The sequence below is a fragment of the Rothia mucilaginosa ATCC 25296 genome, assembly GCF_000175615.1.
Lineage (GTDB): Bacteria > Actinomycetota > Actinomycetes > Actinomycetales > Micrococcaceae > Rothia > Rothia mucilaginosa.
Window position 1 is genome coordinate 383429 of the sequence record NZ_ACVO01000015.1, and the last position, 25056, is coordinate 408484.

At 59.8% G+C, this 25056-nt stretch carries 22 protein-coding genes; 10 read left to right on the forward strand and 12 right to left on the reverse strand.

Annotation, left to right across the window (positions count from 1 at the left end; all coding sequences use genetic code 11):
• Positions 1-223 precede the first annotated feature (223 nt).
• The 3 genes from ROTMU0001_RS05165 (at position 224) to dapC (ending at position 3727) form a co-directional block, all read left to right on the forward strand.
• Positions 224-1573: a PIG-L family deacetylase gene (locus ROTMU0001_RS05165; protein ID WP_005508484.1), complete on the forward strand. Its 1350-nt coding sequence runs from the start codon at positions 224-226 to the stop codon at positions 1571-1573.
• 498 nt (positions 1574-2071) lie between these two features.
• Positions 2072-2392, forward strand: coding sequence for a ferredoxin (gene fdxA, locus ROTMU0001_RS05170; protein WP_005505213.1), 321 nt, complete (start codon positions 2072-2074; stop codon positions 2390-2392).
• Positions 2393-2587: 195 nt separating this feature from the next.
• Complete coding sequence (gene dapC / locus ROTMU0001_RS05175; protein WP_005508485.1) at positions 2588-3727, forward strand: succinyldiaminopimelate transaminase; 1140 nt, start codon at positions 2588-2590, stop codon at positions 3725-3727.
• A gap of 119 nt (positions 3728-3846) precedes the next feature.
• On the opposite strand, the gene ROTMU0001_RS05180 is transcribed toward dapC, so the two are convergent.
• The 7 genes from ROTMU0001_RS05180 to dapD all read right to left on the reverse strand — a co-directional run bounded on the left by ROTMU0001_RS05180 (position 3847) and on the right by dapD (position 10803).
• Complete coding sequence (locus ROTMU0001_RS05180) at positions 3847-4785, reverse strand: amino acid ABC transporter permease (RefSeq protein ID WP_005508486.1); 939 nt, start codon at positions 4783-4785, stop codon at positions 3847-3849.
• Positions 4782-5465, reverse strand: a complete 684-nt coding sequence (locus tag ROTMU0001_RS05185) for an amino acid ABC transporter permease (protein ID WP_005508487.1) — start codon at positions 5463-5465, stop codon at positions 4782-4784. Before ROTMU0001_RS05185 ends, ROTMU0001_RS05180 begins: the two co-directional genes overlap by 4 nt.
• A 20-nt stretch (positions 5466-5485) precedes the next feature.
• Positions 5486-6316, reverse strand: coding sequence for a glutamate ABC transporter substrate-binding protein (locus tag ROTMU0001_RS05190; protein ID WP_005508488.1), 831 nt, complete (start codon positions 6314-6316; stop codon positions 5486-5488).
• A 15-nt stretch (positions 6317-6331) separates the two neighbouring features.
• Positions 6332-7096, reverse strand: a complete 765-nt coding sequence (locus ROTMU0001_RS05195) for an amino acid ABC transporter ATP-binding protein (protein ID WP_005508489.1) — start codon at positions 7094-7096, stop codon at positions 6332-6334.
• Positions 7097-7472: 376 nt separating this feature from the next.
• Positions 7473-8486, reverse strand: coding sequence for a UDP-glucose 4-epimerase GalE (gene galE, locus ROTMU0001_RS05200; protein WP_005508490.1), 1014 nt, complete (start codon positions 8484-8486; stop codon positions 7473-7475).
• Between the two features lie 201 nt (positions 8487-8687).
• On the reverse strand, positions 8688-9572 hold the full coding sequence (locus tag ROTMU0001_RS05205) for a DUF4253 domain-containing protein (protein WP_005508491.1): 885 nt from the start codon (positions 9570-9572) through the stop codon (positions 8688-8690).
• Positions 9573-9837: 265 nt separating this feature from the next.
• The gene (gene dapD / locus ROTMU0001_RS05210) at positions 9838-10803 is read right to left on the reverse strand and encodes a 2,3,4,5-tetrahydropyridine-2,6-dicarboxylate N-succinyltransferase (RefSeq protein ID WP_005508492.1); all 966 of its coding nucleotides are present in this window, start codon (positions 10801-10803) and stop codon (positions 9838-9840) included.
• Positions 10804-10904: 101 nt separating this feature from the next.
• On the opposite strand from dapD, the gene dapE reads away from it, so the two are divergent.
• The 4 genes from dapE (at position 10905) to ROTMU0001_RS05230 (ending at position 14747) form a co-directional block, all read left to right on the forward strand.
• Positions 10905-12083 (forward strand): succinyl-diaminopimelate desuccinylase, encoded by a 1179-nt coding sequence (gene dapE, locus ROTMU0001_RS05215; RefSeq protein ID WP_005508493.1) that lies wholly within the window; start codon positions 10905-10907, stop codon positions 12081-12083.
• Positions 12084-12203: 120 nt separating this feature from the next.
• Entirely contained in the window at positions 12204-12605 is a 402-nt protein-coding gene (locus tag ROTMU0001_RS05220; RefSeq protein ID WP_005508494.1) for a hypothetical protein, read from the forward strand.
• Positions 12605-13978: a hypothetical protein gene (locus ROTMU0001_RS05225; RefSeq protein WP_005508495.1), complete on the forward strand. Its 1374-nt coding sequence runs from the start codon at positions 12605-12607 to the stop codon at positions 13976-13978. The genes ROTMU0001_RS05220 and ROTMU0001_RS05225 overlap by 1 nt, the downstream gene beginning before the upstream one ends.
• Positions 13979-14369: 391 nt before the next feature.
• Entirely contained in the window at positions 14370-14747 is a 378-nt protein-coding gene (locus ROTMU0001_RS05230) for a twin-arginine translocase TatA/TatE family subunit (RefSeq protein ID WP_005505243.1), read from the forward strand.
• A gap of 89 nt (positions 14748-14836) precedes the next feature.
• On the opposite strand, the gene ROTMU0001_RS05235 is transcribed toward ROTMU0001_RS05230, so the two are convergent.
• The 3 genes from ROTMU0001_RS05235 to ROTMU0001_RS05245 are packed head-to-tail and all read right to left on the reverse strand — an operon-like array spanning position 14837 to position 18282.
• Positions 14837-16039, reverse strand: coding sequence for a P-loop NTPase (locus tag ROTMU0001_RS05235; protein WP_005508496.1), 1203 nt, complete (start codon positions 16037-16039; stop codon positions 14837-14839).
• On the reverse strand, positions 16029-16961 hold the full coding sequence (locus ROTMU0001_RS05240; protein WP_005508497.1) for a DUF1003 domain-containing protein: 933 nt from the start codon (positions 16959-16961) through the stop codon (positions 16029-16031). Before ROTMU0001_RS05240 ends, ROTMU0001_RS05235 begins: the two co-directional genes overlap by 11 nt.
• Positions 16954-18282 (reverse strand): magnesium transporter MgtE N-terminal domain-containing protein, encoded by a 1329-nt coding sequence (locus ROTMU0001_RS05245; protein ID WP_005508498.1) that lies wholly within the window; start codon positions 18280-18282, stop codon positions 16954-16956. The genes ROTMU0001_RS05240 and ROTMU0001_RS05245 overlap by 8 nt, the downstream gene beginning before the upstream one ends.
• Before the next feature lie 130 nt (positions 18283-18412).
• On the opposite strand from ROTMU0001_RS05245, the gene ROTMU0001_RS05250 reads away from it, so the two are divergent.
• On the forward strand, positions 18413-19399 hold the full coding sequence (locus ROTMU0001_RS05250) for a hypothetical protein (protein ID WP_005508500.1): 987 nt from the start codon (positions 18413-18415) through the stop codon (positions 19397-19399).
• A 165-nt stretch (positions 19400-19564) separates the two neighbouring features.
• Here the strand turns inward: ROTMU0001_RS05250 and ROTMU0001_RS05255 are convergent, their stop codons facing one another.
• Complete coding sequence (locus ROTMU0001_RS05255) at positions 19565-21094, reverse strand: aminopeptidase P family protein (protein WP_005508501.1); 1530 nt, start codon at positions 21092-21094, stop codon at positions 19565-19567.
• 216 nt (positions 21095-21310) lie between these two features.
• Here ROTMU0001_RS05255 and ROTMU0001_RS05260 point away from each other — a divergent pair, with 216 nt between their 5' ends.
• Together ROTMU0001_RS05260 and ROTMU0001_RS05265 are read left to right on the forward strand one after the other, a co-directional pair.
• Entirely contained in the window at positions 21311-22279 is a 969-nt protein-coding gene (locus ROTMU0001_RS05260; RefSeq protein ID WP_005508502.1) for a PHP domain-containing protein, read from the forward strand.
• 188 nt (positions 22280-22467) lie between these two features.
• Complete coding sequence (locus ROTMU0001_RS05265; protein ID WP_245534283.1) at positions 22468-23307, forward strand: S-layer homology domain-containing protein; 840 nt, start codon at positions 22468-22470, stop codon at positions 23305-23307.
• A gap of 57 nt (positions 23308-23364) precedes the next feature.
• Here ROTMU0001_RS05265 and ROTMU0001_RS05270 read toward each other — a convergent pair whose 3' ends face one another.
• Positions 23365-25035: a hypothetical protein gene (locus tag ROTMU0001_RS05270; protein ID WP_005508504.1), complete on the reverse strand. Its 1671-nt coding sequence runs from the start codon at positions 25033-25035 to the stop codon at positions 23365-23367.
• Between the last annotated feature and the right edge of the window lie 21 nt (positions 25036-25056).

Genomic DNA, 25056 nt, shown 5'->3' on the forward strand with positions numbered 1-25056 from the left:
GAGAGAAGGGGGAGGTGAATAGGGCGCTTCTGCTTTCTGCCTAAAACTGCTTCCGAAAAGCCTGAACACCCCGCGCTGTACATGCGAGTGTGTAAGATAAAATAATGCGCCTGCACGGTGGCGGCACCCGTCCGCTACTCAACGTCTGCTGATCAACGATGTAAATTGCTGGCGCGATTTGACCGTCTAAGAAACCCAACCCTGCGTATGAGAGGGAAAGCCTGTGTCTGAAACCGAGAACACTCAGCCTGATTCTGCGACCCCCAGCTACCCTACGCAGGGTGAGCGTATCACTCCCGGTTCCCGCCGTGACCTGCTGCCGAATAATTACGATGCGAAGAAGGCACGCATCCTGTTTGTGCACGCACACCCGGACGACGAAACTTCCTCAACCGGCGCAACCATGGCGTACTACGCGCAGAAGGGTTCTGAGGTGTACCTGCTGACCGCGACCCGTGGCGAGCTGGGCGAGGTCATCCCCGAGGAACTACACCACCTGGAGGTCGGTAAGCCCGGTTGCCGCGATAACGGTGAGGCGCTGGGCGAGTACCGTACCGGTGAGCTTGCCGGTGCTATTAAAGCACTGGGTGTGAAGAAGCAGTTCTTCCTGGGTCAGGCGCCTGCCGTGGCTGAGGGCACGCTGCCCCTGTACCGTGATTCCGGTATGGCGTGGGGCCCGGAGGGTAAGCCCGTCGCCAACCCGGTGGCGGCGGCTGATTCGTTGACCGCGCAGCCTCTGGAACCGCAGGCTCAGGCGCTGGTTGCCGCTATCCGCGCCCTCAACCCGGATGTTCTTGTCACCTACGATTCGGACGGGGGTTACGGCCACCCCGACCACGTGCGCGTGTATGAGATTGTGCACCGTGCCCTGCAGATCCTTGAAGATGACGAGGACCGCCCGATTCTCACCTGGGGTATTGAGGGCGAGTTCGACGCGGCGGATCAGCGCGTGCAGGCGGCAATCTACGGTGATGGCACCGCCAAGCGCAAGGCGATGGAGGCGCACCGCACCCAGATCACGGTCGTAGACGAGAAGACTTTCGAGTACTCGAATAAGGTGCCGCAGAAGATTTCTGCCGTGGAGACTTTCCGTGTGCTCGACGGCGACCCGACTGCGACCGTGCATCCGAAGCCGCAGGAGGCTGGTCTGGTGGCGGGCGTTCTGACCGGCTCGATTCTGGGTATTTTTGCCGGTATTGCCGGGTCGATCTACCACGCTTGGGTCGTGTATGCGGGGGATACCGCCCTGCCCCTCGGCTTGCTGGTGGCGTACCTGACGGTTTTCTTTACCGCCCTGTGGTGTGCCCTGTCGTTGCGTCGCGGCTACGCGGCGGCGGTCGTGGCTGTTGCAGTGTTCGTGACCGTGTACGTGCTCGGTTACGGTCGCCCCGATTCGCCGTTTGTTCTGGTGAACCCGGGCCATTCGGCGATTGGCTTCTACGGTGCCCTGTGGTGGTTTGGTGCCCCGGTTGCGGCGATGCTGGGCATGCTCGTGTACACGCGCGCTCGCGTGAAGGACGCGCAGTATTTCTCGCCGCGTGCGGCGCATCAGCGTGCGCGCGCTAAGAAGTAGCCTGAAGGCTATTACTATGTCATATCGTGGGGGAGGGGTGTTCCGGTTAGCCGGGACGCCCCTCCTGCTGTTTTGGGCGCGGCACAGTTGCTGTCTTCTGCACCCGCCGGACAGAGGCCCGGATAGCGGAAAATAGGGAAGAAAATTTATGCGTTATTCGGTGAATTTAGCGGGGTTGAAATAGCGGCGACCTCATCAAAAAATTCATGTGACGAAGATTTCATTTTTGGCTTAATCTATTTTTAAAAGCCAGCCGACTAGCCGTAATGCAAATAAATACCAGGTCAGCCTAGCCTAAAAAATACCCCCACAAACCCAATGACCCACTGTCTGATACACCACGAAAATACTGTTAAACAGTCAGCGCGCGATAGACTATACACAGACTTCCCCGCCGGGTACCACCTACTCGGCGGTTTACTCTGTAGATTTTGCCCTGCAGCAGACGACCCGCAGACCGGCGGGCACGGGGCGAACAGCTTCTAGAAAGGCACACCAATGACCTACGTAATCGCGCTTCCCTGCGTGGATGTCAAAGACCGCGCATGCGTTGAAGAATGCCCCGTCGACTGCATCTACGAAGGCGAACGCACCCTGTACATCCACCCGGATGAGTGCGTGGACTGCGGCGCCTGCGAGCCCGTCTGCCCCGTAGAAGCAATCTACTACGAAGACGACGTCCCCGAAGAGTGGAGCGAATACGTCAGCGCCAACGCAGACTTCTTCGACGACCTGGGTTCCCCCGGCGGCGCAGCAAAGCTCGGCCCCACCGGCAAGGACGTGCCCTTCATCGCGGCGCTGCCCCCTCGTGGCGAGTAATCCCTGCGGCGAGTAATTACGGTATAACCGCATAGACTGACCGCACCCGCTAACGGGTGCCAAGAGCCTCCATCACAGCACCCGGTGCCCACGCACCGTCTAGGCGCTGGAATGGAGGCTCTTGCTGTAGGCACGCCAGCGCACGGACGCTAGACTAAAATGACGAAAACTATTCCCAAGCAACCAGGTGACACAATGACTTACGGCCTGAACCTGCCCGAATACCCCTGGGAGGCGCTCGCCCCCTACCGCGCAACCGCGGCCGCCCACCCGGACGGCCCGGTGGACCTGTCCATCGGCACCCCGGTTGACCCGACCCCGCAGAACATTCGCGAGGCGCTGGCGGCCGCCTCTGACGCTCCCGGCTACCCGACCACCCACGGCACCCCCGCCCTGCGTGAGGCTATTGCCGAGTGGTTTGAGCGCCGACGCGGCGTGAAGGGCCTGAGCCCGGAGGCAATCATGCCCACGGTCGGCTCGAAAGAGCTTGTGGCGTGGCTGCCATTCCTGCTGGGTCTGGGCACGGGCGATGTGGTCGTGTACCCGCGCGTTGCGTACCCCACCTACGATATGGGTGCCCGCTTTGCCCGCGCCGAGTCTGTGCCCGCCGATAGCCTGGATGAGCTGGACGCTGATACCCGCAGCCGTGTGAAGCTGATTTGGGTGAACTCCCCGGCGAACCCGAATGGTGTGGTGCGTACCGTGGAGCAGCTGCGTGAGATTGTGGCGCAGGCGCGTGAAATCGGTGCCGTGGTGGCGTCCGATGAGTGCTACGCGGAGCTCGGTTGGGGTGCTTGGGATGAGGCTCGCGGCGGTCAGCCGGTGCCGTCCATCCTGGATCCGCGCGTGTGTGACGGCGACTTCACCGGCCTGTTCGCGGTGTACTCGCTGTCGAAGCAGTCGAACCTCGCCGGTTACCGTGCCGCGTTCATCGCCGGTGCTCCCGAAATCATGCCGAACCTGATTAATAGCCGCAAGCACGCCGGCATGATCGTGCCTGCACCCGTGCAGGCTGCGATGATGGTTGCGTTGGCTGATGAGGCGCACGTGGCGGCGCAGAAGGACCTGTACCGTGCCCGCCGCGAGGTGCTGGAGGAGGCGATTACCGCCGCCGGTGGCCGCATTGAGGACTCTGAGGCTGGCCTGTACCTGTGGACCACTTTCGGTGAGTCCACCTGGGATTCCATTGGTCGCCTGGCGGAGCTGGGTATTATTGCTGGCCCCGGCGTGTTCTACGGCGAGGACGGCGAAGGCTACGTGCGTATTGCCCTGACCGCTTCTGATGAGGCGGTGGCGAAGGCTGCTGAGCGTCTGAAGGCATCGGCCGCTAAGTAGCCCCGACGGGTCTAACTAGCCCGCATAGCAGAAAGCCCCCGCACCCTCCCGAAAGGGGAGTGCTGGGGCTTTGCCGTATCTGCTGATAATCGTTGGCTGAGGAGCCCGAACGAGAAGGGTTACTTGCGGTCGCCGGGCAGAACGAACATCTGAACGGTCGGCGGGTTCGGGTTATCCAGAGCGTCCGGAATCAGGTTTCGGGTCACCTTTGCGGAGGTGCGCGACGCCAGCCTGTCCGTAATGCCGGTTGCTACAGCCGTCAGCACGAAGTTCACCGTCACGAAGAGTGCCGCCGCCAGAATCAGGGTCTGCAGCACGTTGCCGTCACCGGAACCGATGCGGCGCGCCGAAGCGAGCAGCTCGGGGTAGGAGATGATGTAACCGAGGGCGGTGTCCTTCAGAATCACAACGAACTGGCTGAGCATCGAGGGCATCATCGCGGTGAACGCCTGCGGAAGCAGGATCCGAATCAGCGTCTGGGTCGGGGTCAGACCAATCGCAAGACCCGCCTCGCCCTGCCCGCGAGGAAGTTGCTTCACGCCCGAACGCAGTAGCTCAGCAATCACCGAGCCGTTGTACAGGGTCAGACCAATCACCACGGCGATGAAGGGCAGCTGAGCCGGCGGAAGGCCGCTGTACTTGCCCAAGAACAGCCAGAAGAAGATCATCATGATCAGCACCGGCACGGCGCGGAAGAACTCTACCACCACGGTGCCGAACCAGCGGATAACGCGGTACTGGGAGAGTCGAGCAATACCGAAGACCACACCGAACGCAACCGAGGTAACCACCGAAACCGCTGCCGCCGACAGGGTCGAGGCAAGGCCCGGCAGGTAGTAGGAGCTCCAGGCGCGGGCGGTGAACAGGTCAGTCCACTTTTCTGCCTCCAGCTGCCCCTTCTGACCCATCACGGTCAGCACATACACCGCAAATAGTGCAAAAAGGACTACCGCAGCAATGTTGAAGATGCGGATACGACGCTGCGCGATAGGACCCGGCTCGTCGAAAAGCACCGAAGAAGCGGCGCGGGTGTCATTACTGATAAAAGGGTTTTTCATCGCTTCACCGCCAGCTTACGGGATGACCAGGTGGTCAACGCACCAATGGGAACAACAATGATGACAAAGCCCATCGCAAACATGATGAAGATAGCAAGCACCATGTTCGCGTCGAACTCAATCATGGATTTCATCAGCCCGGAGGCCTCCGCCACCGACGCGACCGAGGCGACAGTGCTGTTCTTCGTCAACGCAATCAGAGTATTGCCGAGCGGGGTAATGGCGCCGCGTAGAGCCTGAGGGAAAATCACCAGGCGGGCGGTGCCGAAGAAACCCAGACCGATAGCGCGTGCCGCCTCAGCCTGACCCTTCGGCACGGTGTTCACACCCGAACGGATCGCCTCGCAGATAAACGCCGAATGGTAAATCGACAGGGCAATGACCGCGTACACGAAGAAGTTCGTGTCGAAATCGTGCGAGAAGGAGAGCTGGAACTGCGTCCACACACCCAAAATGGCGAAAGTCATCATGATGGTGAGCGGAGTATTACGGACAGTATGCACATAGGCGGTGCCCACCCAGCGCAGGGACGGGACGGGGCTGATGCGCATGAGCGCCAGCACAGTACCGAGAACGAACGAGCCAAGAGCCGCCCAGAAGGTCAGCTGAATATTGGTCATGAAGGCGCCAACCACATCGTACTTGGACAGGAGGGTGCCGAGTTGGTCAAAGAATGACATTCGTGAACCTCTCTAGAGACCTAGGCGCAGGAGGTGCCCAGGTGCGGCGGGTTGGTTTCGGTGTTGTAGTGGTAGCCGGTGCCTTCGGTGTACTTGGTGATGAGCTTCTCCCAGGTACCGTCGGCAACCATCTCGTTGATGGCGTTGTTCACGGCTTCGCACTTGTCGGTGCCCTTGGGCAGACCCACGCCGTAGCGTTCGGTCGTGAAGGGGGAGCCGACCACTTTCAGCTTGCCCTTGTTCGCTTTGGTGGCTGCCAGACCGGCGAGGGTAATGTCGTCGGTGGTGACGGCGTCCACCACGCCGCCGTTGAGGGCGACCACGCAGTCGGAGTAGCTGTTCTGCTTGACCAGGTTCACGTTCTTGGCGAACTTGTCCTGCACCTTCTGGGCGCTGGTGGAGCCGGTGACGGAGCAGAGGTTCTTGCCGTTGAGGTCGTCCGGTCCCTTGATGTCGGTGTTGTCGGCACGCACGAGCAGGTCCTGACCAGCCGTGTAGTAGGGGCCGGCGAAGTCCACGGTCTTCTTGCGGCTTTCAGAGATGGAGTAGGTCGCAAAAATCATGTCTACCTGACCGGTGTTGAGCATGTTTTCGCGGTTAGCGGCGGGGGATTCGACGAACTCAATCTGCTCTTCGGAGTAGCCGAGCTTACCGGCGACGTAGCGTGCCACCTCCACGTCGAAACCGGTGTAGGTGTTGCCGTCCTGGTAACCGAGGCCGGGCTGGTCTACTTTGATGCCGATGCGGATCTTGTGGTCGCTGTCTGCACTGGAGCATCCGGCGAGGACGCCGGTCAGAGCGAGGGATGCTGCTGCGGCGAGTGCCGCGAGCCTACGTGAATATTTTTGCATGTTGGTCCCTCTGCTTTAGTGGTTGATGATCTTGGAGAGGAAGTCCTTGGCGCGCTCGCTCTTCGGGTTGGTGAAGAACTCGTCCGGGTGCGCCTCTTCGACGATCTCGCCGTCGGCAAGGAAGACGATGCGGTCTGCTGCCTTGCGGGCAAAACCCATCTCGTGGGTCACCACGATCATGGTCATGCCCTCCCTCGCGAGGGAGACCATAGTGTCGAGCACTTCGTTGACCATTTCGGGGTCGAGCGCGCTGGTGGGTTCGTCGAAGAGCATGACCTTGGGCTTCATCGCGAGTGCGCGGGCGATGGCGACGCGCTGCTGCTGACCGCCGGAAAGCTCTGCGGGCATCTTGTGTACCTGTGAATCCACGCCGACCTTCGCGAGCAGGTTCATGGCTTCTGCTTCTGCCTCTGACTTGGACATTTTGCGGATTCGGCGGGGTCCAAGGGTTACGTTATCGAGGATGTTCTTGTGCGCGAAGAGGTTGTAGGACTGGAAGACCATGCCGACTTCGGCGCGGAGCTTGGCGAGGGCGCGGCCTTCTTCGGGTAGTTCTTGTCCGTCAATGGTGATGGATCCGCTGGTGATAGTTTCGAGGCGGTTGATGGTTCGGCAGAGGGTGGATTTGCCGGAACCGGAGGGGCCGAGGAGGACGACGACCTCACCTTTTCCCACGGAAAGATTGATGTTCTTCAGAACGTGGTTGGTGCCGTAGTACTTGTTGACGTTGGCGATTTCGATGAGGTTTTTTTGCGCTTCGGGAGCTGCCTGTGCGGACATTTTGAACCCTTTCACGTGAGGTGCGTCTATGATGCGGGTTGTCTGTATGCTGAGCTTTCAGCTTACGCCTCAGGCGGTTTCCTGTCTGCAAAATATTCACTTTACTGGGTAAGCAATGTGAATTTTTAAGCACGAATGCATAGTTATAGTATTTTTGACGTAAAAATATGGGTAAAAAACACCCCATCTTCACAAAAGGCTCTGACTAGGGAATATATTCTTCCCTTTCTCTACGCACTCACGAGGTGTCAAACGCCTTTGGGGAGGTAGTCACGACTTGGTAAAAATTTCGAAAAAAGTGCAAAAAAGTGCCCGATAGGTGAGATAAACACCTATCGGGCACTCTTCAACACCCCTCACAAGGGGCTAAAACAGCTTAGGCTTCGTAACCGTTGGGGTTGTTCTTCTGCCAGTTCCAGTGGTCGCGAACCATGGTCTTAATGTCGCGGCTAGCGCTCCAGCCCAGATCCGCCAGAGCAGAGGAGGGATCAGCGTAAGAGACCGCAACGTCACCGGGGCGACGATCCACAATCTTGTACGGCAGCTCCTTACCGCACGCCTCCTCGAACGCGTGCAGAACCTGCAGAACCGAGTAGCCGTTACCGGTACCCAGGTTCCAGGTGTGCAGGCCGCCGTGCTCAGTAATGTAGTTCAGCGCCTTCAGGTGACCGTCAGCCAGGTCAACCACGTGGATGTAGTCGCGCACGCCGGTACCGTCAACGGTCGGGTAGTCGTTACCGAAGACGTTCAGGTGCTCGCGGCGACCCACAGCAACCTGCGCGATGAAGGGCACCAGGTTGTTCGGGATACCCGCCGGGTCCTCACCGATACGGCCGGACTCGTGCGCACCAACGGGGTTGAAGTAACGCAGCAGAGCAATGTTCCACTTGGGATCGGAAGCAGCCAGGTCAACCAGCATGTCCTCAATGTGCTCCTTGGTGCGGCCGTAGCAGGACTGCGCATCCATGTTCATCTTCTCGATCAGAGGCATGGACTCGGGCTCACCGTACACGGTAGCGGAGGAGGAGAACACGATGGAGTGGCAGTCAGCCTCGTCCATTGCGTACAGCAGGTTCAGGGTGCCAGCCACGTTGGTCTGGTAGTACCACAGCGGCTTCTCTGCGGACTCGCCCACAGCCTTCAGGCCCGCAAAGTGAATCACAGCGTCGGGGCGAACCTGCTTGAAGAGAGCCTTCATACCTTCGAGGTCGAGCAGATCAACCTTGTGGAACTCGGGGGCGCGACCAGCGAGTTCAGCGACGCGCTTGAGGGACTCCTCGGAAGAGTTCGCGAGGTTATCCATGACGACGACGTCGTGGCCTGCCTTGAGCAGTTCAAGTACAGTGTGGGAGCCGATGTAGCCGGCGCCGCCGGTAACGAGTACCTTCATGATGTCCTTTCGGGCTTTATATATCCGGAAAAAGTGCTCCGGATGGGGGACAAAAGCTGTTGAGCTGTATCTAATGGTACAGCCGTGCATGCGGTGTAAGTACTGTGGAACACTGTGCGCTTGTGCACTCTGATGTGAGCACGTGGGAGGCGTTATTGAGGTGTGTCGCCACTCGTCCCCACCTCGCTGTATAGCTTGCGTCTAATCCCACCAGAAATACCACTGGCGGCTCTGGTGAATAAACTCCGTCAGCTGCTCAAAATCCTCAAACACCTGGAACGGAAGATCGGAACAGAATGCGAACTGTTCGACCGCCAGATTCTTCGCCTCCAGCGGGTCTGCCACGGGGCGTTCCACCAGAAACTCCAGACAATCAGCACCGTCAAGAGCCGCCGGGATGGCACCGTACTTTTCACGCCAATAGTGGGTGAACGCCAGCTGCATTTCAGCGTTCGGGCAGTCATTCCAGCCGCCAAAGGGCAGGTACGCGGGAATATCGGCGGGGTCATCGGTCGGAATCTGTAGCAGGAGCATCTCGCCTTTCTTTTCTTCATCCAAAAGCTCGTAGCAGAGCAGGGCGGAAAGAGTCGGGGCGTCATCTTCGGGCTCCTCATCGGGCAGAAAATCGGAGCTCATAAACTCGTCAACAAGCTTGTTGAGGTTGAAGTCGTCCGGGTTGTCCTCGTGAGTCTCTTCGCCATCGTCGGCAACCCGGCGCAGCTGCTGGGCAATGACTGCGCTACCGTACTCTTCGGCGGAGGCGCCACCACGGGCGGTACGGTAACGCTGCAGGACAGCACGAGTGTAGGCGCTCACCTGCTCGGGGGTTAGAGTCTCAACATCGTCGATAATGTCGTGCTCAAGGGATACCGCAATGACCATGCTTTCAAGCACCGTATCGTTTAGGTTCAGGAAGAAGGGGACGAACCTCTCCGTGTGCCCCAGCTGAGCCAACTCATCGTAACGAGCCATGGCATCAGTAGCAGGAGCGCCCACCGCAATACGCTCGTGCGGGTAGGGGAAAAGGCGCGTAAAGTGCCGGTAGGTTTCGCTCATCGTCGACTCTGACTTAGTTGATTCAGGCATCTGAGTTCCTCTCTGAACTGTACAAGTGGTCAGTCATGGCGGGTACGCTGTACCCGGTACTACCAGCCTAGCGAAAGCCCGAGCCGTACGCCCTGAAAACGGTCATCGTAGCCGCCGCGGATTCGCGCCCAGCCTGTGAGAGCGGCAGACGAGGGAACACAGGGCACAGAAAAGGGGCCGGGATGCTTCACACATCCCGACCCCAAAAGTTCACGGGCCGACCCCCAACATTCGCAAGGGCAACCAACGCTAGTCCAGGTACAGACTAGTTCAGGTGCAGTGCCTCGTTCAGCTCCACGGTGTTCTTCGCACGCGGCAGAACCTCAATCGCGCCGCTGATTGAATTGCGGCGGAACAGCAGATTCGACACGCCGGACAGCTCCGCAGCCTTCACCACGTGCGCCTCCTGACCGGGCAGCAGAACACTCACGCGCGAACCTGCGGTCACGTACAGGCCAGCCTCAACCACGCAGTCATCACCCAGGGCAATACCGATACCGGACTCCGCACCCAGCAGAGAACGCTCACCAATAGACACGCGCTGAGTGCCGCCGCCGGAGAGGGTACCCATCGTGGAGGCGCCGCCACCCACATCCGAGCCGTCGCCCACCACAACGCCCTGAGAAATACGGCCCTCAACCATGGAAGTGCCCAGGGTACCGGCGTTGAAGTTCACGAAGCCCTCGTGCATCACGGTCGTGCCGGACGCCAGGTGCGCACCCAGGCGCAGACGGTCACCGTCACCAATGCGCACGCCGGCGGGAACCACATAATCCACCAGGCGCGGGAACTTATCAATGTGGCTCACGCTCAGGTGGCCCAGCTTGCGCAGACCAATCGCCAGCTTCTGGAACTCGGCGGCAAGCACCGGGCCGTGGTTGGTCCACGCAACATTCGCCAGGGTGCCGAACAGGCCGTCCAGGTTCAGCTCGTTGGGGCGAACCAGAGTGTGGGAGAGCAGGTGCAGACGCAGGTACGCGTCGACCGCGTCTTCGGGTGCCTCATCCAGGTTGATGGATGCGGTACGCACCTCGGTGCGGGCGTTGCGCGCCGGGTGCTCGGCGGCCAGTTCCTCCAGCTCGTCCGCGATGGACAGGTCGGGGGTCTGGGTGAGGGAGGGAGCGGGGAACCATGCATCCAGGACGGTGCCGGCGTGCTCGCCAGAGATAACAACATTGACCAGTGCGACGCCGGAGGCGTAACGGGGAGTGTTTTCAGACATGCCTCCCATTATAGTTTTGGGGCTTGGCACACATTCAAGACCGTCTCATATGCTCGATATGGGCGTTGTGGGCGCGGGTATGCGCGCGGGGGAACCTGTAAGGTGGAAGGATGAGCGTTTCCCCGAATATTTCTGAGTGTCACCCTGTACCGCAGCCGCCCCTGAACCTGGACGTGTCCATGCCCGAGCTGACCCGTGCCCTGCTGGATTACGAGTCGGTTTCTGGCAACGAACGAACGATTGCCGACGCCGTGCACACGGTACTGTCGTTCTGCCCGCACCTGCACCTGACCCGTGACGGGGACGCCGTTATCGCCCGCACCGAGTTCCCGCCGCTACCCGGCGCTGAGGGGGAACGCACCCGCATTATTCTTGCCGGTCACCTGGACACCGTGCCTCTGCCCACCGTTGAGGGCTCGCTGGGTACCGTGCCGTCCACGGTGCGTGAAGAGGACGGGCACAGCGTGCTATACGGCCGCGGCGCCACCGACATGAAGGGCGGCGTGGCGGTTCAGTTGAAGCTCGCTGCCGAACTGACCGCGCAGGACACCGACTACAACATGACCTACATCTTCTACGACAACGAAGAGGTCGCGAGCGAACTTTCCGGCCTGGCGCGTCTGATTCGCAACCACGGTGAGCTCATCACTGACGCAGATTTCGGTGTGCTACTTGAACCGACCAACGGCACCATTGAGGGCGGCTGCAACGGTACCATGCGTTTCTTCGTGCGCACCCGCGGCCTCGCCGCCCACTCGGGACGTGCATGGCGCGGTGAGAACGCGATTCACGCACTGGCACCGGCGTTGGCGGCGCTCGCCTCCTACGAGCCGAAGACTATCGCGGTGGAGGGCCTGGATTACCGTGAGGGCCTGAACGCGGTGCAGATTTCTGGCGGCGTTGCCGGTAACGTGATTCCTGATGCGGCGGCAATGCACGTGAACTACCGGTTCGCCCCGGATAAGACCCTGGATGAGGCGGTCGCCCATGTGCGTGAGGTCTTCGCCGGATACGAGCTGGATTTTGTGGATCTTTCCCCGGCGGCACGCCCCGGACTGGACACCCCGCTGGCGGCTTCCCTGATTGAGGCGGTGGGGCAGGAGCCTCAGCCGAAGTACGGTTGGACGGACGTGGCGCGCCTGAGCGAGATCGGTATTCCCGCCGTGAACTTCGGCCCCGGTGACGCTCTGCTGGCTCACACCGATAACGAGCACGTGAGCTTTAGCCAGCTGACCCGCTGCCACGCGGATTTGCGTGCCTGGCTGCTCAGCGACCGTGACGAGGACTAGCCGCGACGAGGACTAGCCGCGACGCTAACTCTGTTGCTGCTGATTCTGCCGGTGCTGGCGCTACTATTTGAATTTAGGTGACCGTCAGGGGTTGACGGTCCTGCATGATATGAGATTGACATGAACTTTCTTCTGATTCTGCTTGCCCTGCTGATTTCGGGCATCGCGGTGCTCTCCGTTGTGGCGCTCTCCAATGAGCGTGCCGTGCCCGGTGCCGCGTTCTTCAGCGGTGTGGGCCGTGACGGTCTGGGCACCTTCGACCGTGTCGAGGATTTCGGCTTTATCGCTCCTCTCGTCGGTGCACCCGAAGATGACAAAGTACTCGAGAACGCACCCGCCGCTGAGTCTGCTGCTTCGACCGCAGAATCTGCTGATGCTAACGCGGTTGCCGCTGAGCCGGTTCGCCGCGGTGCGGTTCCCCTGTCTGATGATGCGGAGAGCACCTTGAGCGCGCATGACTTTGTGGAGAAGCGAAAGAACCCGCAGGCTGAGGGTGCGCTTTCGGTGGCTGAGGGGAGCTAGTGCCGGTGAGTGTTCCTTCTCAGCACACTAGTCCTGTTCCGCCTGCCCGCGCTGACTCTGCCGCTGACTCTGCCCCTCGCACCGCCTCCACGAAGGAGCAGGGCGAGTCCTTTGATGAGTTGCTGACCTGGGCGTACACCGCCGCCGGTGAGCGCCTGCACCGGGTGGGGGAGCGTCTGCGTGCCCTGCCCGCGTGGCTGTCGGTACTGCTGATTTACGGTCTGTCCCGCGTGTGGGGCTTCATCGTGTTTGCTGTGGTTGGCCAGCAGCAGCTGCGCAGCCCGTGGGGTCAGCATCTGGATTATTTGTCGTTCATTAGCATCTGGGATGCCGGCTGGTATGAGCAGATCGCGGTACAGGGCTACCCGAGTGAGCTGCCGGTGAATGCGGCGGGTGTGGTTCAGCAGAATCAGTGGGCTTTTTATCCGATTTTCCCGCAGCTTTCCGGCGCTATTAGCCATGCAACGGGCATCGGGTACTACCCGGTGGCGGCGACGGTTGCTCTGCTAGCCGGTTTTGCGGCGGCGTGGGTGATTTACCTGCTGTTTGAGGCGTCGTTGAAGGCGACCGGTTTCACAAGTGAGGAGTCGCCTTCTGCCCTGTCCATGTGGGCTGTGGCGTTGGTGTCGTTCTTGCCGGTGGCGCCGGTGCTTCAGGTTCCGTATGCGGAGTCGCTGAACCTGGTGTTCCTTGCCGGCGCGCTGCTGTGCCTGGTTCAGGGACGCTACGGCCTGCTGGTTCCTGTGGCGGCGTTGGCGTGCCTGTCCCGCCCGGTGGGTGTGCCCCTGGGTGCGGCAGCCGGCCTGTGGTGGTTTGCATGCTGGGTGCGTTCGAGCCGCCAGTCGGGTATGGGCACGGCGTTTGTGCGTCATCTGGGGCAGCTGGTGAGCGCCTTGGTGGTGTGTGCGTGTGCGCTGGTGTGGCCTGCGATTGCGTGGTGGGCTACGGGCCGTGTGGATGCGTACACTGCCACGGAGACGGCGTGGCGCGGTACCCATTTGGCGCCGATTCAGCCGTGGCTTTCGCAGGGGTACCTGTACTTTGGGTATGTGGCTCCGGTGCTGTTGACTCTGCTGATTTTGGGTTTTATTGCTCTGTGTTTGAGCCCTCTGGCGCGTAGGGTTTTGGCGGCTCCGTTGAACCTGTGGTGCCTGAGCTATTTTGCGTATTTGATTCTGTTTTTGAATCCGCAGTCGTCGACGTTCCGCCTGTTGTTGCCATTGTTCCCGCTGGTGATTGTGGTGGCGGCGGCGAGCCGTTCGCGGGCGTATCGTTGGGCGTTGTTGGTGGCGGGTGCGTGTGCGCAGTGGGGCTGGGTTGGCTGGCTGTGGCATTGGAAGCAGCTCCCCGGCGGTGGAGATTATCCACCGTAAACCGAATACCGTGGCTGGAGACCGCCGGTGCGCTGCCGGCGGTCTTTTGCGTTCGGGAGGCGGGCGTGCCTGCGGTTGGAGCCGCAGCGTTTTAACCCGGCGGTGGAGATTATCCACCGTAAACCGAATACCGTGGCTGGAGACCGCCGGTGTGCTGCCGGCGGTCTTTTGCGTTCGGGAGGCGGGCGTGCCTGCGGTTGGAGCCGCAGCGTTTTAACCCGGCGGTGGAGATTATCCGCCGTAAACCGCTGATGTGGTGTTCTTAGCCGTGGGCGCAATGCCCCTCCGCGGTGCTGTAGCGTACGCCTTCTGCTTGTCCAGAGCTTAAAGACACGTCCAGAAAGCGCCGCGGGTTCGGCGGTGCTGGCTCGGAACTGATAATCTATATTCTGTGTTTGGTATTAGTGGCACCGAGTTGATTATTTTGGCCATCATCACGTTTGTGGTGATTGGCCCCGAACGCATGCCCGAATACGCCCGCCAGATTCGTGAATTCGTCAAGACCGTGCGCCGCATGGCGTTCGACGCGAAGGATGACTTCAAGGAAGCCCTGGGCGAGACGGGTCTGGAAGATATTAACTGGCGCCAGTACGACCCCCGCCAGTACGATCCGCGCGTGATTGTGAAGCAGGCGTTCGCTGAGGATGACGCCGAGCGTGAGCGTGAGGCGAAGGAACGTGAAGAGGCGTTGCTGAAGGAGAAGGAAAAGTCGGAGAGCCGTGCTCTTCCGCGAGGCGCATACGCCCCCTTCGACGTGGACGCCACCTAAGATTTTGAAACGAAAGAACCCCGCACCGTGGTGGTGCGGGGTTCTTTCTGTATCAGCTTTTTGACCGTCAGCTTCTAGATGCTCAATCTCTAGACGAAGAGCGGCAGGCTCTGACCCGCCCGCGACTCGCCCGACTGCAGCAGCTGCGAGGCGATGGACTGAATCTCTTCGGCGGTGGGGGAGTTCGGGTGGCTCCAGACCACCGGGGTGCCCTCGTCGCCGCCGGTACGCAGGTTCACATCCAGCGGGACAGAACCGAGCAGCGGTACCGGGTAGGAGAGCGCCTCCGAAAGACGCTCAGCGAGCACCTGACCGCCGCCAGAACCGAACATGTCGAGCACGGTACCGTCCGGCAGGGTCATGGCAGCCATGTTCTCCACCACGCCCACAACCTTCTGACCGGTCTGCAAGCTCAGGGTGCCGGCACGCTCCGCCACATCCACCGCGGCGTGCTGCGGGGTGGAAATGAGCACCAGCTCCGCATTCGGCAGCAGCTGAGCCATGGAAATGGCAATATCGCCGGTGCCGGGCGGCAAATCGAGCAGCAGCACATCCAGAGCGCCGAAGTGTACGTCCATGATGAACTGCTCCAGGGCACGGTGCAGCATGGGGCCGCGCCACGCCACCGGCTCGTTGCCCTTGAGGAACATGCCGATAGAAATCACGCGAATAAAGCCGCCGTTGATCTTCTGCTCACCCCAACGCTGGGCGGGGGCGGGCACATCCACGGTCGGCGGAAGAATCAGGTCATCCAGGCGGGTCGGGGCGTCGGTAATACCCAGCAGACCCGGGATAGAGAAGCCGTGCACATCCGCGTCAATAATGCCCACTGCAAGCCCGCGCGAAGCGAACGCGGCGGCAAGATTCGCGGTCATGGAGGACTTACCCACGCCGCCTTTACCGGACACCACACCGAACACGCGGGTCAGCGAACCGGGCGCGGTAAACGGGTTGGAACGCTCCGGTTTGAGCATCGAACGCAGGGCGGAACGCTGCTGCGCGTTCATCGCACCCACCTGCAGCTGCACACGCTCGATACCCTCAACGGTGGCGGCGGCGTCACGAACCTGCTGCTCGATGGTGTTCTTCAGCGGGCAACCCTCAATGGTGAGTAGCACCGTGACCTCAGCCCAGTGGCGGTCGGGAATCGGCTCACCGTGCTCATCCAGTTCAGGATGCACGAGCGCAGTCTCAACCATGCCCAGCTCCGTAATGGGGCGGCGCAGTTCGGGGTCCTCGACGCGGGCGAGTGCCGCGTAGAGGGCATCCTGCAGCGGGTTATCAGCGGTCACGGGCGCCTCCCTCACGGGTGCGCTCTGCCTGCTGCTGTGCCTGCTGGGATTCGCGGCTCTGAGGCTGGCTTAAATCGCCTCGGTGGGAATCCTGTGTGGAGTCCTTCGCAGAGCGTTCAGCCTTGTCAGAAGCTTGCTCGGTACCGTTCTCGGTACCCCCAGAGTTCTTACCCTCAGCGCCCTGCTCCTCAGCCTCCTGCTCCTCAGCGTCCTTTTCCTCGTCCTCGGAGGTATCAATATCGTCGATAGCCTCCTCCAGGTCCTCAATGTCCTCACTGATGTCCTGCAGCTGCTCGGCGTGACGCTCCTGCTCCTGCGCAATGTTCTGCAGTTCCTCAAGAATGTCACGCAGCTCGCTACGAACGAAGTCACGGGTCGCAACCTCACGCAGAGCAATACGCAGCGAAGCGATCTCGCGGGTCAGGTACTGGGTCTCCTCCAGGTTCTGCTGGTCACGCTTACGGTCCTCAGAGGCCACCACTCGGTCGCGGTCATCCTGACGGTTCTGCGCCAACAGCAGCAGGGGAGCAGCGTAAGAAGCCTGCAGGGACAGCATCAGGGTCAGCAGGGTGAAGTTCAGGCTACGCGGGTCGAACTGCATCTCCTCCGGCGCCAGGGAGTTCCACGCCAGCCACACGCCACAGAAAATGGTCATCCACATCAGGAACTGCGGGGTACCCATGTAGCGTGCAAAACCCTCGGTCATGCGGCCGAAAGCGTCCGGGTTGGGGCTTGAGAACAGCTTCGGCTTGCGGGTGCCGGGGGTGCTCAGCTGTGAGTCGCTACGCTGCGGGCGGGAGTCGCCGCGCTCGCGGTTGCGTTCAGCGTACTTCTTCTCCAGGCGGTCCTTGAGGATGCGCGCCTTATCGATGCGGGGGTTCTCTTCGGTACGGTTTGCGTCGCGGCGGTTCGAATCAGGCAAAGCGTCGTCCTACCTTTCGTACGGGAGTTCCATCATCGTAAGTGCGCCAGTCTTCGGGCAGGAGCGCATCGAGCACGTCGTCGATGGTCACTGCGCCTACCAGGCGGTGCGATTCGTTCACAATGGGAACGATGGTCAGGTCATAGGTCGCCAGCACGCGTGCCAGCTCTTCCAAACTTGCCTGGTCAGAGACAGGCTCAGTGTCGGTATCGAGGATGTGACCAATCGGCTCACTCGGCGGCACACGCAGCAGCTTCTGCATGTGCACCAGACCCAGGTACTTGCCGGTCGGCGTTTCCAGGGGCGGGCGCGTCACCATGACGGCAGCCGCCATTGCCGGAGGAATTTCCTCGGCGCGGATGTGCGCGAGCGCCTCCGCAACGGTCGCCTCCGGGGAGAGGATAATCGGCACCGGATTCATGAGCGAACCGGCGGTACCCTCGTCGTATTCGAGCAGTCGACGCACGTCGTCTGCTTCGTCGGGTTCCATGAGTTCGAGCAGCTTTTCACGCTGGGCGTCGTCCAGTTCGATAAGCAGGTCGGCGGCGTCGTCCGGTTCCATCTCTTCGAGGACCTGCGCGGCACGCTCGTCGTCCAGGTGCGACAGAATCTGCACCTGGTCCTCGGCGGGCAGCTCCTGCAGAACGTCCGCGAGGCGTTCATCCTGCAGCTCGGCGGCGATTTCGACCATGCGCTTATCGCTCATCTCGTGGATGGCGTCTGCAAGGTCGGCGGGCTTGGAGTTCTCGTGGTTCGCCACGAACGCGGTTGCCGCCTGCGGTTCCACGTCGGTGGAGAGTACCGCCTCGTCCCAGTCGACGATGAGGGTCTCCTTGGAGCGGCGGCGCCACGTGCTGGAGGAGGAGCTGACGCGCGAAACGAACAGCTCAGTCACGCCCCAGTCGCCGTTGCGGCGCTGCTCAATGGCGACGTCCTCAATGACGGCGTCGCCGCTGCCGTCGAGCAGACGCACGCGGCGGTCAAAGAGCTCACCGACGATGAGAGTCTCAGAGTTGCGCTGTTCAAAGCGGCGCAGGTTCACCAGGCCGGTCGAAATGATCTGTGAAGCGTCGATACTTCGCACACGGGTCATGGGCATGAACACGCGCTTCTTGCCGAGCACCTCAACGATGATGCCGACAACAATGGGTTCGCTGCCCTTGGCGGGGCGGGCGCCCGCAATGGATGCGCCCAGGCCGCGTTTGAGCACGACGACATCTCGGAGACGGCCGAGGCGGTCACCGAAAGGGTCAAAAACGTCGAGGCCCAAAAGGCGGGCGATGTAAATCTTGCTGGGGGTGCTGAACTTCGAATTGCTCACCTCTCTAGGGTACGCCCCGCCGCGGGGATTCGCACTTTGAGAAGCCTAATTGAACAGGTGTTCGCTACGCCTGTAGAGGAGCTGACTGCCCGCCGGGTCCAGGGTTAGGGCGGGCGGTAGAATAGGAGCCATGACTTCTAACCTGCCGAATATTCCCTCGACCCCGCCTTCTTCATATCTGGTCTCGCGCCTGGCGCAGGCTCAGGGCAAGCCCCTGCCCGCCGGTGAAGCGATCGCCTCCTTCGTCCGTCACGATGATGCGCTCGCCGCTTTTGATGTGCTCAGCGAACAGGATTACCCGGTCACGGCACTGTACCTGGTCAATGATGGTATCCGCCAGGTGGAGTACCCGGTACAGCCCGGTTACGGTCGTGCCCTGATTTCTGCGGCGATTCAGGGTGCGGTGATTGGCCTGGTATTTTCGGTGCTGATGACCCTTGCCGGTGACTCTTTTATCTCTGAAGCACTCAAGTACGTGCCGCTGTCGGTTGCCGTGTTTGTGCTGTGGCAGATGTACGTTCTGCGTCGCTCCCATGGGGGTCGCTACCCGATGCGTACCGAGGCGATTCCTTCGCGTACCGTGATGTACGCTCTGCCGGAGTACGCTCAGGATGCGCGCCGCGTGCTGGGTGCGCACCCTCGCTTCTCGGCGGCGGTTGCGGCTGCTCGTGCGGCGGCAGCCCCGGAAGCTTCGCAGGCGCGTGCCGCTCAGAGTACCGTCTCGATGAATGGTGCACCGGTTCCGACCGGCGCCCCGAAGGCACCCTCGTACCGTGCGCAGGCTGGTAGCCAGCCGGCACCGAACCAGAACCTGCCTGAGCGTGATACTACTGCGCAGAACGCGATGGCTCAGAGTGCGGCGCAGAACATGCCCGCACAGCCCACTCAGCCCACTCAGTCTGCTCAGCCTTCCGAACAGGAACAGACAGGTACTGACCAGGCAACCGCTCAGAAGTCAGATACGCAGAAGCGCCCGGCACAGCGGTACGGTCTGCGAGTGGACGACCCGGAAGAATACGCGAAGCTGATTCAGCCCAAGCCGCAGCGTCCGACCCCGCGCCCACAGGGCCTGCACGATAAGCCCTCACACGATAACTCCTCGCAGGACTCCGAATAACCGAACCTGCAATGGCGGTAGCCGCCCATCACGGCGGGAAACAGGCATAGAAGACAGCAGTACAGAAGACAGCACTTAGAAGACACGAGAAAGCCCCTCACCGAACGAATCGGTGAGGGGCTTTCCCTATAAGACGTTACTAACGTAACTGGGGGGGGGTAGGCGTTACTTCGCCAGCTTCGCCATCCACTCCTCAATGCCCTCAACGGTGCGGGGCAGTGCAGCGGAGAGGTTCACGTTGCCGTCCTCGGTGCAGAGCACGTCGTCCTCCAAACGGATACCGATACCGCGGTACTCCTCGGGAACCGACAGGTCCTCGTCCTTGAAGTACAGGGCCGGCTCAATGGTGAAGACCATGCCCGGCTCCAGCTCAGCCCACATGTACAGCTCAGCCTTTGCCTGCGCGCAGTCGTGCACGTCCAGGCCCAGGTGGTGGCTGGTGCCGTGCGGCATCCAGCGGCGGTGCTGACCGCCCTCAACGGTGAGCGAAACATCAGCGGAAACCGGCAGCAGGCCCCACTCTTCCAGACGGTGCGCCAGAACGTTCATGGCTGCCTCGTGGATTTCGTAGAACTTGGTGCCCGGCTTAGCCACAGCGAATGCGGCGTCAGCGGCATCCAGCACAGCGTTGTAGACCTTCGCCTGAACCTCGGTGAACTTACCGTTCACGGGGAAGGTGCGGGTCACGTCTGCGGTGTACAGGGTGTCGTCCTCAACGCCTGCGTCCAGCAGCAGCAGCTTGCCGTCATCGACGGTGCCGTTGTTACGGATCCAGTGCAGGATGGTTGCGTTGTTACCGCACGCTGCGATGGTGTCGTAGCCCAGGTCGTTACCGTCGGTACGTGCCACGGAGAAGAACGCAGTCTCAACGACGCGCTCACCGCGGTGGTGCTCCTTAGCCTTCGGCAGTGCACGAATGACCTCTTCGAAGCCCTTGACGGTCATGTCAACGGAACGCTGCAGGTTCTCAACCTCGATAGCGTCCTTAATCAGGCGAGCCTCAGAGAGAGCCACAGCCAGCTCGGAGTCCAGCTTGTCAGCCTGCTCCAGCTCCACGCCGGTGTTGTAGCGGGAGGTGTCAACCAGCGCGTCAACAGCCGGGTCAACGTTGCGGACCAGGCGGATGTTCACGCCGCCCAGGCCCTGGTTACCGGCGTTCTTGGTGATAGCAACCTCAAGCTCGGACAGGTCGCGGGTACGCAGACCGAAGCGCTCGGAGAATTCCTTCAGGGTGGGGCGGGGGCCAACCCAGAACTCACCGTAGCGTGCATCCGCGTAGAACTCGGTGGTGTCGCGGCCAGCCAGCGGGCGGAAGTACAGGGTCACCTCGTGGTTGGAGCCGTTGTCGCCGGTACCCTCTTCGACGGGCTCGAAGATTAGCACTGCGTCAGGCTCGTGGTCGATGCCCAGGCCGGTCTGGTGCGCAAACGCCGAGTGGGGGCGGAAGCGGTAGTCGCAGTCGTTGGAGCGGACCTTCAGCGGGCCTGCAGGCAGGACGAGGCGCTCGCCGGGGAATGCCTTGGAAATCTTGGCGCGGCGCTCAGCTGCGTAGTCTGCTACGGGCTCGCGGGTGTAGCCGTCATCTTCGGCCTTGGCCCAGTCCTTAGCAATGAATTCGGTGAACGCAGACGCCTTAGGGGTGCTGCGGTGGTCGTTCTTCTGAGCTTCGGTGCTCTTCTCATTGTTCTCAGTCATGGGTTAATCATATCGCCTTCAATACAGGTGGGCAGGTGTTTTAGCGCTTTTGACCATAAGAGGGGGCACGGTCGGGCAGAATATATCTTTAACCTGCGACCGGGTGCCTGATATTGCGCCGCCGATATTGGTAGGGTTGAATCAGAAGAGTAGATGACATGCCTTAAAACCCCGCTGAGGCGGCAACGAACTAGCAGGGGCGGGGAAGGAGAGAATATGACGCAGACAGAACACCGAAATAGTGCACCTAATGCGCAGCAGGCACCGCAGCCCGCTGAATCGGGTGCGCCTGAGCACCTGAACCGTGCCGGGCGTTACGATCTGCATATTCACTCCGCTATTTCTGACGGCACGCAGAGCCTGATCGAGCTGGTGCCGCTGATTGCTCGCGCCGGGTTAGCTGGATTTGCGCTGACTGATCACGATACGACGGCTGGTTGGGCGCAGGCGGCTCAGCTGGCGGGTGAGTACGGTCTAGATTTTCTGCCGGGTGCCGAGTTCTCTTGCCGTTACCGGTACACCGACGGTGAGGACCGCGCACGCACGAAGACTATTCATCTGCTCGCTTATGGTTTTGATCCGGTGGGTTCGGAGCTTGCGCGCCGTGTGGAGGCGATTCGTGCCAGCCGTGAGGGCCGTGCGCAGGCTATTGTGGGCCGTCTTGCCGCTGACTACCCGCTGACCTGGGATGACGTGTTGGCGCAGGTGGGGGAGGGGAACACCGCGGTGGGCCGCCCCCATATTGCTGATGCGCTGGTTGCTGCCGGTGTGGTTACTGACCGTTCTGAGGCTTTTGCGAAGCTGCTGTACACGGGCAGCCCCTACTATGTGCCGCAGGATGCGCTGGATCCGTTGGAGGCGGTGCGTCTGGTTCGTGAGGCTGGGGGTGTGCCGGTGATTGCGCATCCGATGAGTACGATGCGTGGTCCCGCCCTGAGCCTGGAGTACCTGGGTTTGATGGTGGATGCTGGCCTGGCGGGTGTGGAGGTGTATCACCGTGAGAACTCTCCGGAGGACCGGGCGCGTCTGCTGGAGTTCATTGAGCGTCAGCGTGAGGCGGGCCGTGAGGTTCTGGTGACGGGTTCGAGTGATTATCACGGCGCGGGTAAGCCGAACCTGCTGGGTGAGAACACGACGGATGCGGTGACGGTGGCGCGTATCCGTGAGCAGTTGGCGGCCCAGTAGTAAGACCAAGTAGTAAGGCGAAAGAGTGTGGGGCGGGTTCCTAATCGGGAACCCGCCCCACACTCTTTTGTTTTCACCCCATTGCATGTTCCCTAAATCTCTACCTGAAGGTTAGGATTTTTGATACGCTGAGAACGTTCTACTCATTGGGTTGCACAAAGATTGTGCCCCCTTAGTGTGAAGGAGCTATGATGCTTCGACAATTATTCGCCCGCCCCACGAAGCGGGCTATCCAGACTGGCGGCGCTGTACTCTTGGCTGGCGCCATGGTGTGCGGCAGTGTTCCGGCGTATTCTCTTGGTGTTCTGAAGCCTCGCCAGGTGACCCCTATTGTGCAGCCCGATGAACCGGCAGTGACCTGTAACGACCGCGCAATCTACGAATATAAGTACCTTCCGAATGGTTATGTGGATTACAGTCGCAAGATTATCTACGACTGGGCTGAGTGCGTTGGACTGATTTCTGAATACCAGAAGTATCAGCTAATCGAAGAAAACACCGTGATCTCTCGTGGCCAGTTTGTGGAGTATTTGTATCGCCTGTCGGGTTCTCCTGAGGTGAAGAATCTTCCGGCTCAGTCTCCGTATGGTGATATTAAGACTGATGATCCGCGTTTTCCTGTGGTGATGTGGGCTCGTGAGCGGGGCATTACTTGGGGTTGGAGTGATGGGAATTTCCATTACGATGCCCCAGCAGGTGAAAAAACAACGGTGCTTATGGCATACCGCCTAGCTGGTAGTCCGGCAGTCAAGCTACCCGATATGAATCCTCCAAATGAGGAAGAACCCTGGACCAAGCGGAACCCCAACCTTCCTTACGGTTCAGAGCTGCATCGGGCCTATGTTTGGTTGAAATACACAGGAGCCGGCTCTGATAAGAAGTACACTGGCTTCCACGAATCAGTTAGGTACCATGACGTAGCGAGCATGGACTCTGAAGGTCGACGAGTGAGTCAATGGACTTTCCAAGCAACATATGAACAGGCTTTTGAAGTATTGCGCATGGCGGATACTCGAGGCGTATTTTAAAAGATTATAAAAATAGTTTGGTCCCCTGCTCTTCTATGCAGGGGACCAAACTATTTTCTAGTTTTCTGTGGACTCATTCTCAGCTTTAGGGATTCTCGGCGCTACAAGCTTTCCCTCAAATTTAAAATTATTAATTTCGATCCTTAATAGCTCATAAAGCTCAGAGTTAATTTTAAGAACCCATTTATCCCCCATAATTTTCTTTTGGGCCGCAGTTCTGGTCTTATCACTCATCTGACAAGCATCGAAAGCATTTGCGCCAATAATACTAAGACGCTTTGCACCACCTTCAAGATAGAACCCCCATCGTGCTGCGAGAGCCGTATCAAGTGAAAATTTATCCTCTGGCTTGTCACTATCTTCGTAAGGATTATCAGAGCGCACTCCTGTAAAGGTGCAGTCACTAGCCCACTTGCTGATATACCAGTTTGCTGCCTCGTGGTTATGTGCTTTATCTGAGACTGCGTCATGCCAGCTGGAGGATTCACCGATACAGCCTACATAGTTATTCCGTGGCATTAGGGCGAACCATCCGTGGCCGCCGTTCTCTTGAGCCGTGCATCCTTGAAAGAGGTTACGTGTTCCGGCGACATACCATCCAGCACCGGTCTTGGCAGTATATTGATTGTCGGACTGGTCCTTTTTCCGCGTTACGTAGATAGAATTTTGTAGCACGGATCGGCGGTTGTACCAGCTGGTTGACCCAAAGAATTTACATTGGGAGGCGTAGATTTCAATTCCGGCGTAGTTTTTCCCTGAAAGGTTGGCATCAGAGATATCTACTGTAAGGAACTTATTATCTGCGCCACCAGGATTATTGCCATCTTTGCGGCGTAACGGATGACCGACAGGTTTGCCAACCAGCAAGCCTTGGCGCAAAGACTTGCGGACACGGATTTTATCGACTTTCATACCTCGGTCATGAAGCCCCAAAATCGCAACGCCCATATCTACATCCCAAATTTCTAGGTTAGAGAGGGAAGGGACAGCTTCAGGGTCATTAGGCTTACCCGTAAACTCAGTATGCAGAATAACCCCTGCAACATGAGCTAGTGGCGCCCCAGCATGCATATTATCCCTAAGCTGATCTACGTTGATATCCCCTTTCTTGGTACTTGTGCGAATCCACATGTCACGTACTCCGAAGCGCATCGGACGATTATTTGTCGCATTAGATATCGGATTTTGATAAGTTCCCGTATGAAAAACGCCGAAACATTCATCAGAGGTACCCGCTGCCTTGGTAAGCGCATCTGTGGACGTCGCAATAATTCGGGTAGACATTCCATGGCCGAAAAACTCCACCTTATCGAGCAAGTGAATGAAGGGGTGCGACACCTTGTAAATACCGGCAGGCAGCTCAATTGATCCTCCACCGAGCCAATACAGGCGCTCTGCCAGCTTATTCAGCTGATCGGTGCAGTCCACTACACCCGTGGGGTCTACGCAGTAATCCAGAACATTAACGTGAAGGCCGTTCTTTGCAAGATTGTGGACTGTGCGCGGCCTCGCTTTGGTATTGTACTCGAAGTATTGTAGGCGCGTACGGAACTCGTCTAGCCGCTTCTGGGGATTCTCTACCCATTCTGGGGCAGGAGTCATAAACTCCTCAGGCTTATTTGCTTGCTCAGCATGGGCTGGGGAGAAAGCTGAGACTCCTGCAGTGGTTGCGGCAAGAGCTCCTCCTGCCAAAAGGGAACGCCGTGATGGCGCATGATATTCAGACATCGATGTCTCCTAGAGGTGAGT

What these genes read in the sequence shown, in the direction of transcription:
- fdxA (WP_005505213.1), top strand. Translation starts at nt 2,072, where the DNA reads ATGACCTACGTAATCGCGCTTCCCTGCGTGGATGTCAAAGACCGCGCA.
- dapC (WP_005508485.1), top strand. Translation starts at nt 2,588, where the DNA reads ATGACTTACGGCCTGAACCTGCCCGAATACCCCTGGGAGGCGCTCGCC.
- ROTMU0001_RS05180 (WP_005508486.1), bottom strand. Translation starts at nt 4,785, where the DNA reads ATGAAAAACCCTTTTATCAGTAATGACACCCGCGCCGCTTCTTCGGTG.
- ROTMU0001_RS05185 (WP_005508487.1), bottom strand. Translation starts at nt 5,465, where the DNA reads ATGTCATTCTTTGACCAACTCGGCACCCTCCTGTCCAAGTACGATGTG.
- ROTMU0001_RS05190 (WP_005508488.1), bottom strand. Translation starts at nt 6,316, where the DNA reads ATGCAAAAATATTCACGTAGGCTCGCGGCACTCGCCGCAGCAGCATCC.
- ROTMU0001_RS05195 (WP_005508489.1), bottom strand. Translation starts at nt 7,096, where the DNA reads ATGTCCGCACAGGCAGCTCCCGAAGCGCAAAAAAACCTCATCGAAATC.
- galE (WP_005508490.1), bottom strand. Translation starts at nt 8,486, where the DNA reads ATGAAGGTACTCGTTACCGGCGGCGCCGGCTACATCGGCTCCCACACT.
- ROTMU0001_RS05205 (WP_005508491.1), bottom strand. Translation starts at nt 9,572, where the DNA reads ATGCCTGAATCAACTAAGTCAGAGTCGACGATGAGCGAAACCTACCGG.
- dapD (WP_005508492.1), bottom strand. Translation starts at nt 10,803, where the DNA reads ATGGGAGGCATGTCTGAAAACACTCCCCGTTACGCCTCCGGCGTCGCA.
- dapE (WP_005508493.1), top strand. Translation starts at nt 10,905, where the DNA reads ATGAGCGTTTCCCCGAATATTTCTGAGTGTCACCCTGTACCGCAGCCG.
- ROTMU0001_RS05220 (WP_005508494.1), top strand. Translation starts at nt 12,204, where the DNA reads ATGAACTTTCTTCTGATTCTGCTTGCCCTGCTGATTTCGGGCATCGCG.
- ROTMU0001_RS05250 (WP_005508500.1), top strand. Translation starts at nt 18,413, where the DNA reads ATGACTTCTAACCTGCCGAATATTCCCTCGACCCCGCCTTCTTCATAT.
- ROTMU0001_RS05255 (WP_005508501.1), bottom strand. Translation starts at nt 21,094, where the DNA reads ATGACTGAGAACAATGAGAAGAGCACCGAAGCTCAGAAGAACGACCAC.
- ROTMU0001_RS05260 (WP_005508502.1), top strand. Translation starts at nt 21,311, where the DNA reads ATGACGCAGACAGAACACCGAAATAGTGCACCTAATGCGCAGCAGGCA.
- ROTMU0001_RS05265 (WP_245534283.1), top strand. Translation starts at nt 22,468, where the DNA reads ATGATGCTTCGACAATTATTCGCCCGCCCCACGAAGCGGGCTATCCAG.
- ROTMU0001_RS05270 (WP_005508504.1), bottom strand. Translation starts at nt 25,035, where the DNA reads ATGTCTGAATATCATGCGCCATCACGGCGTTCCCTTTTGGCAGGAGGA.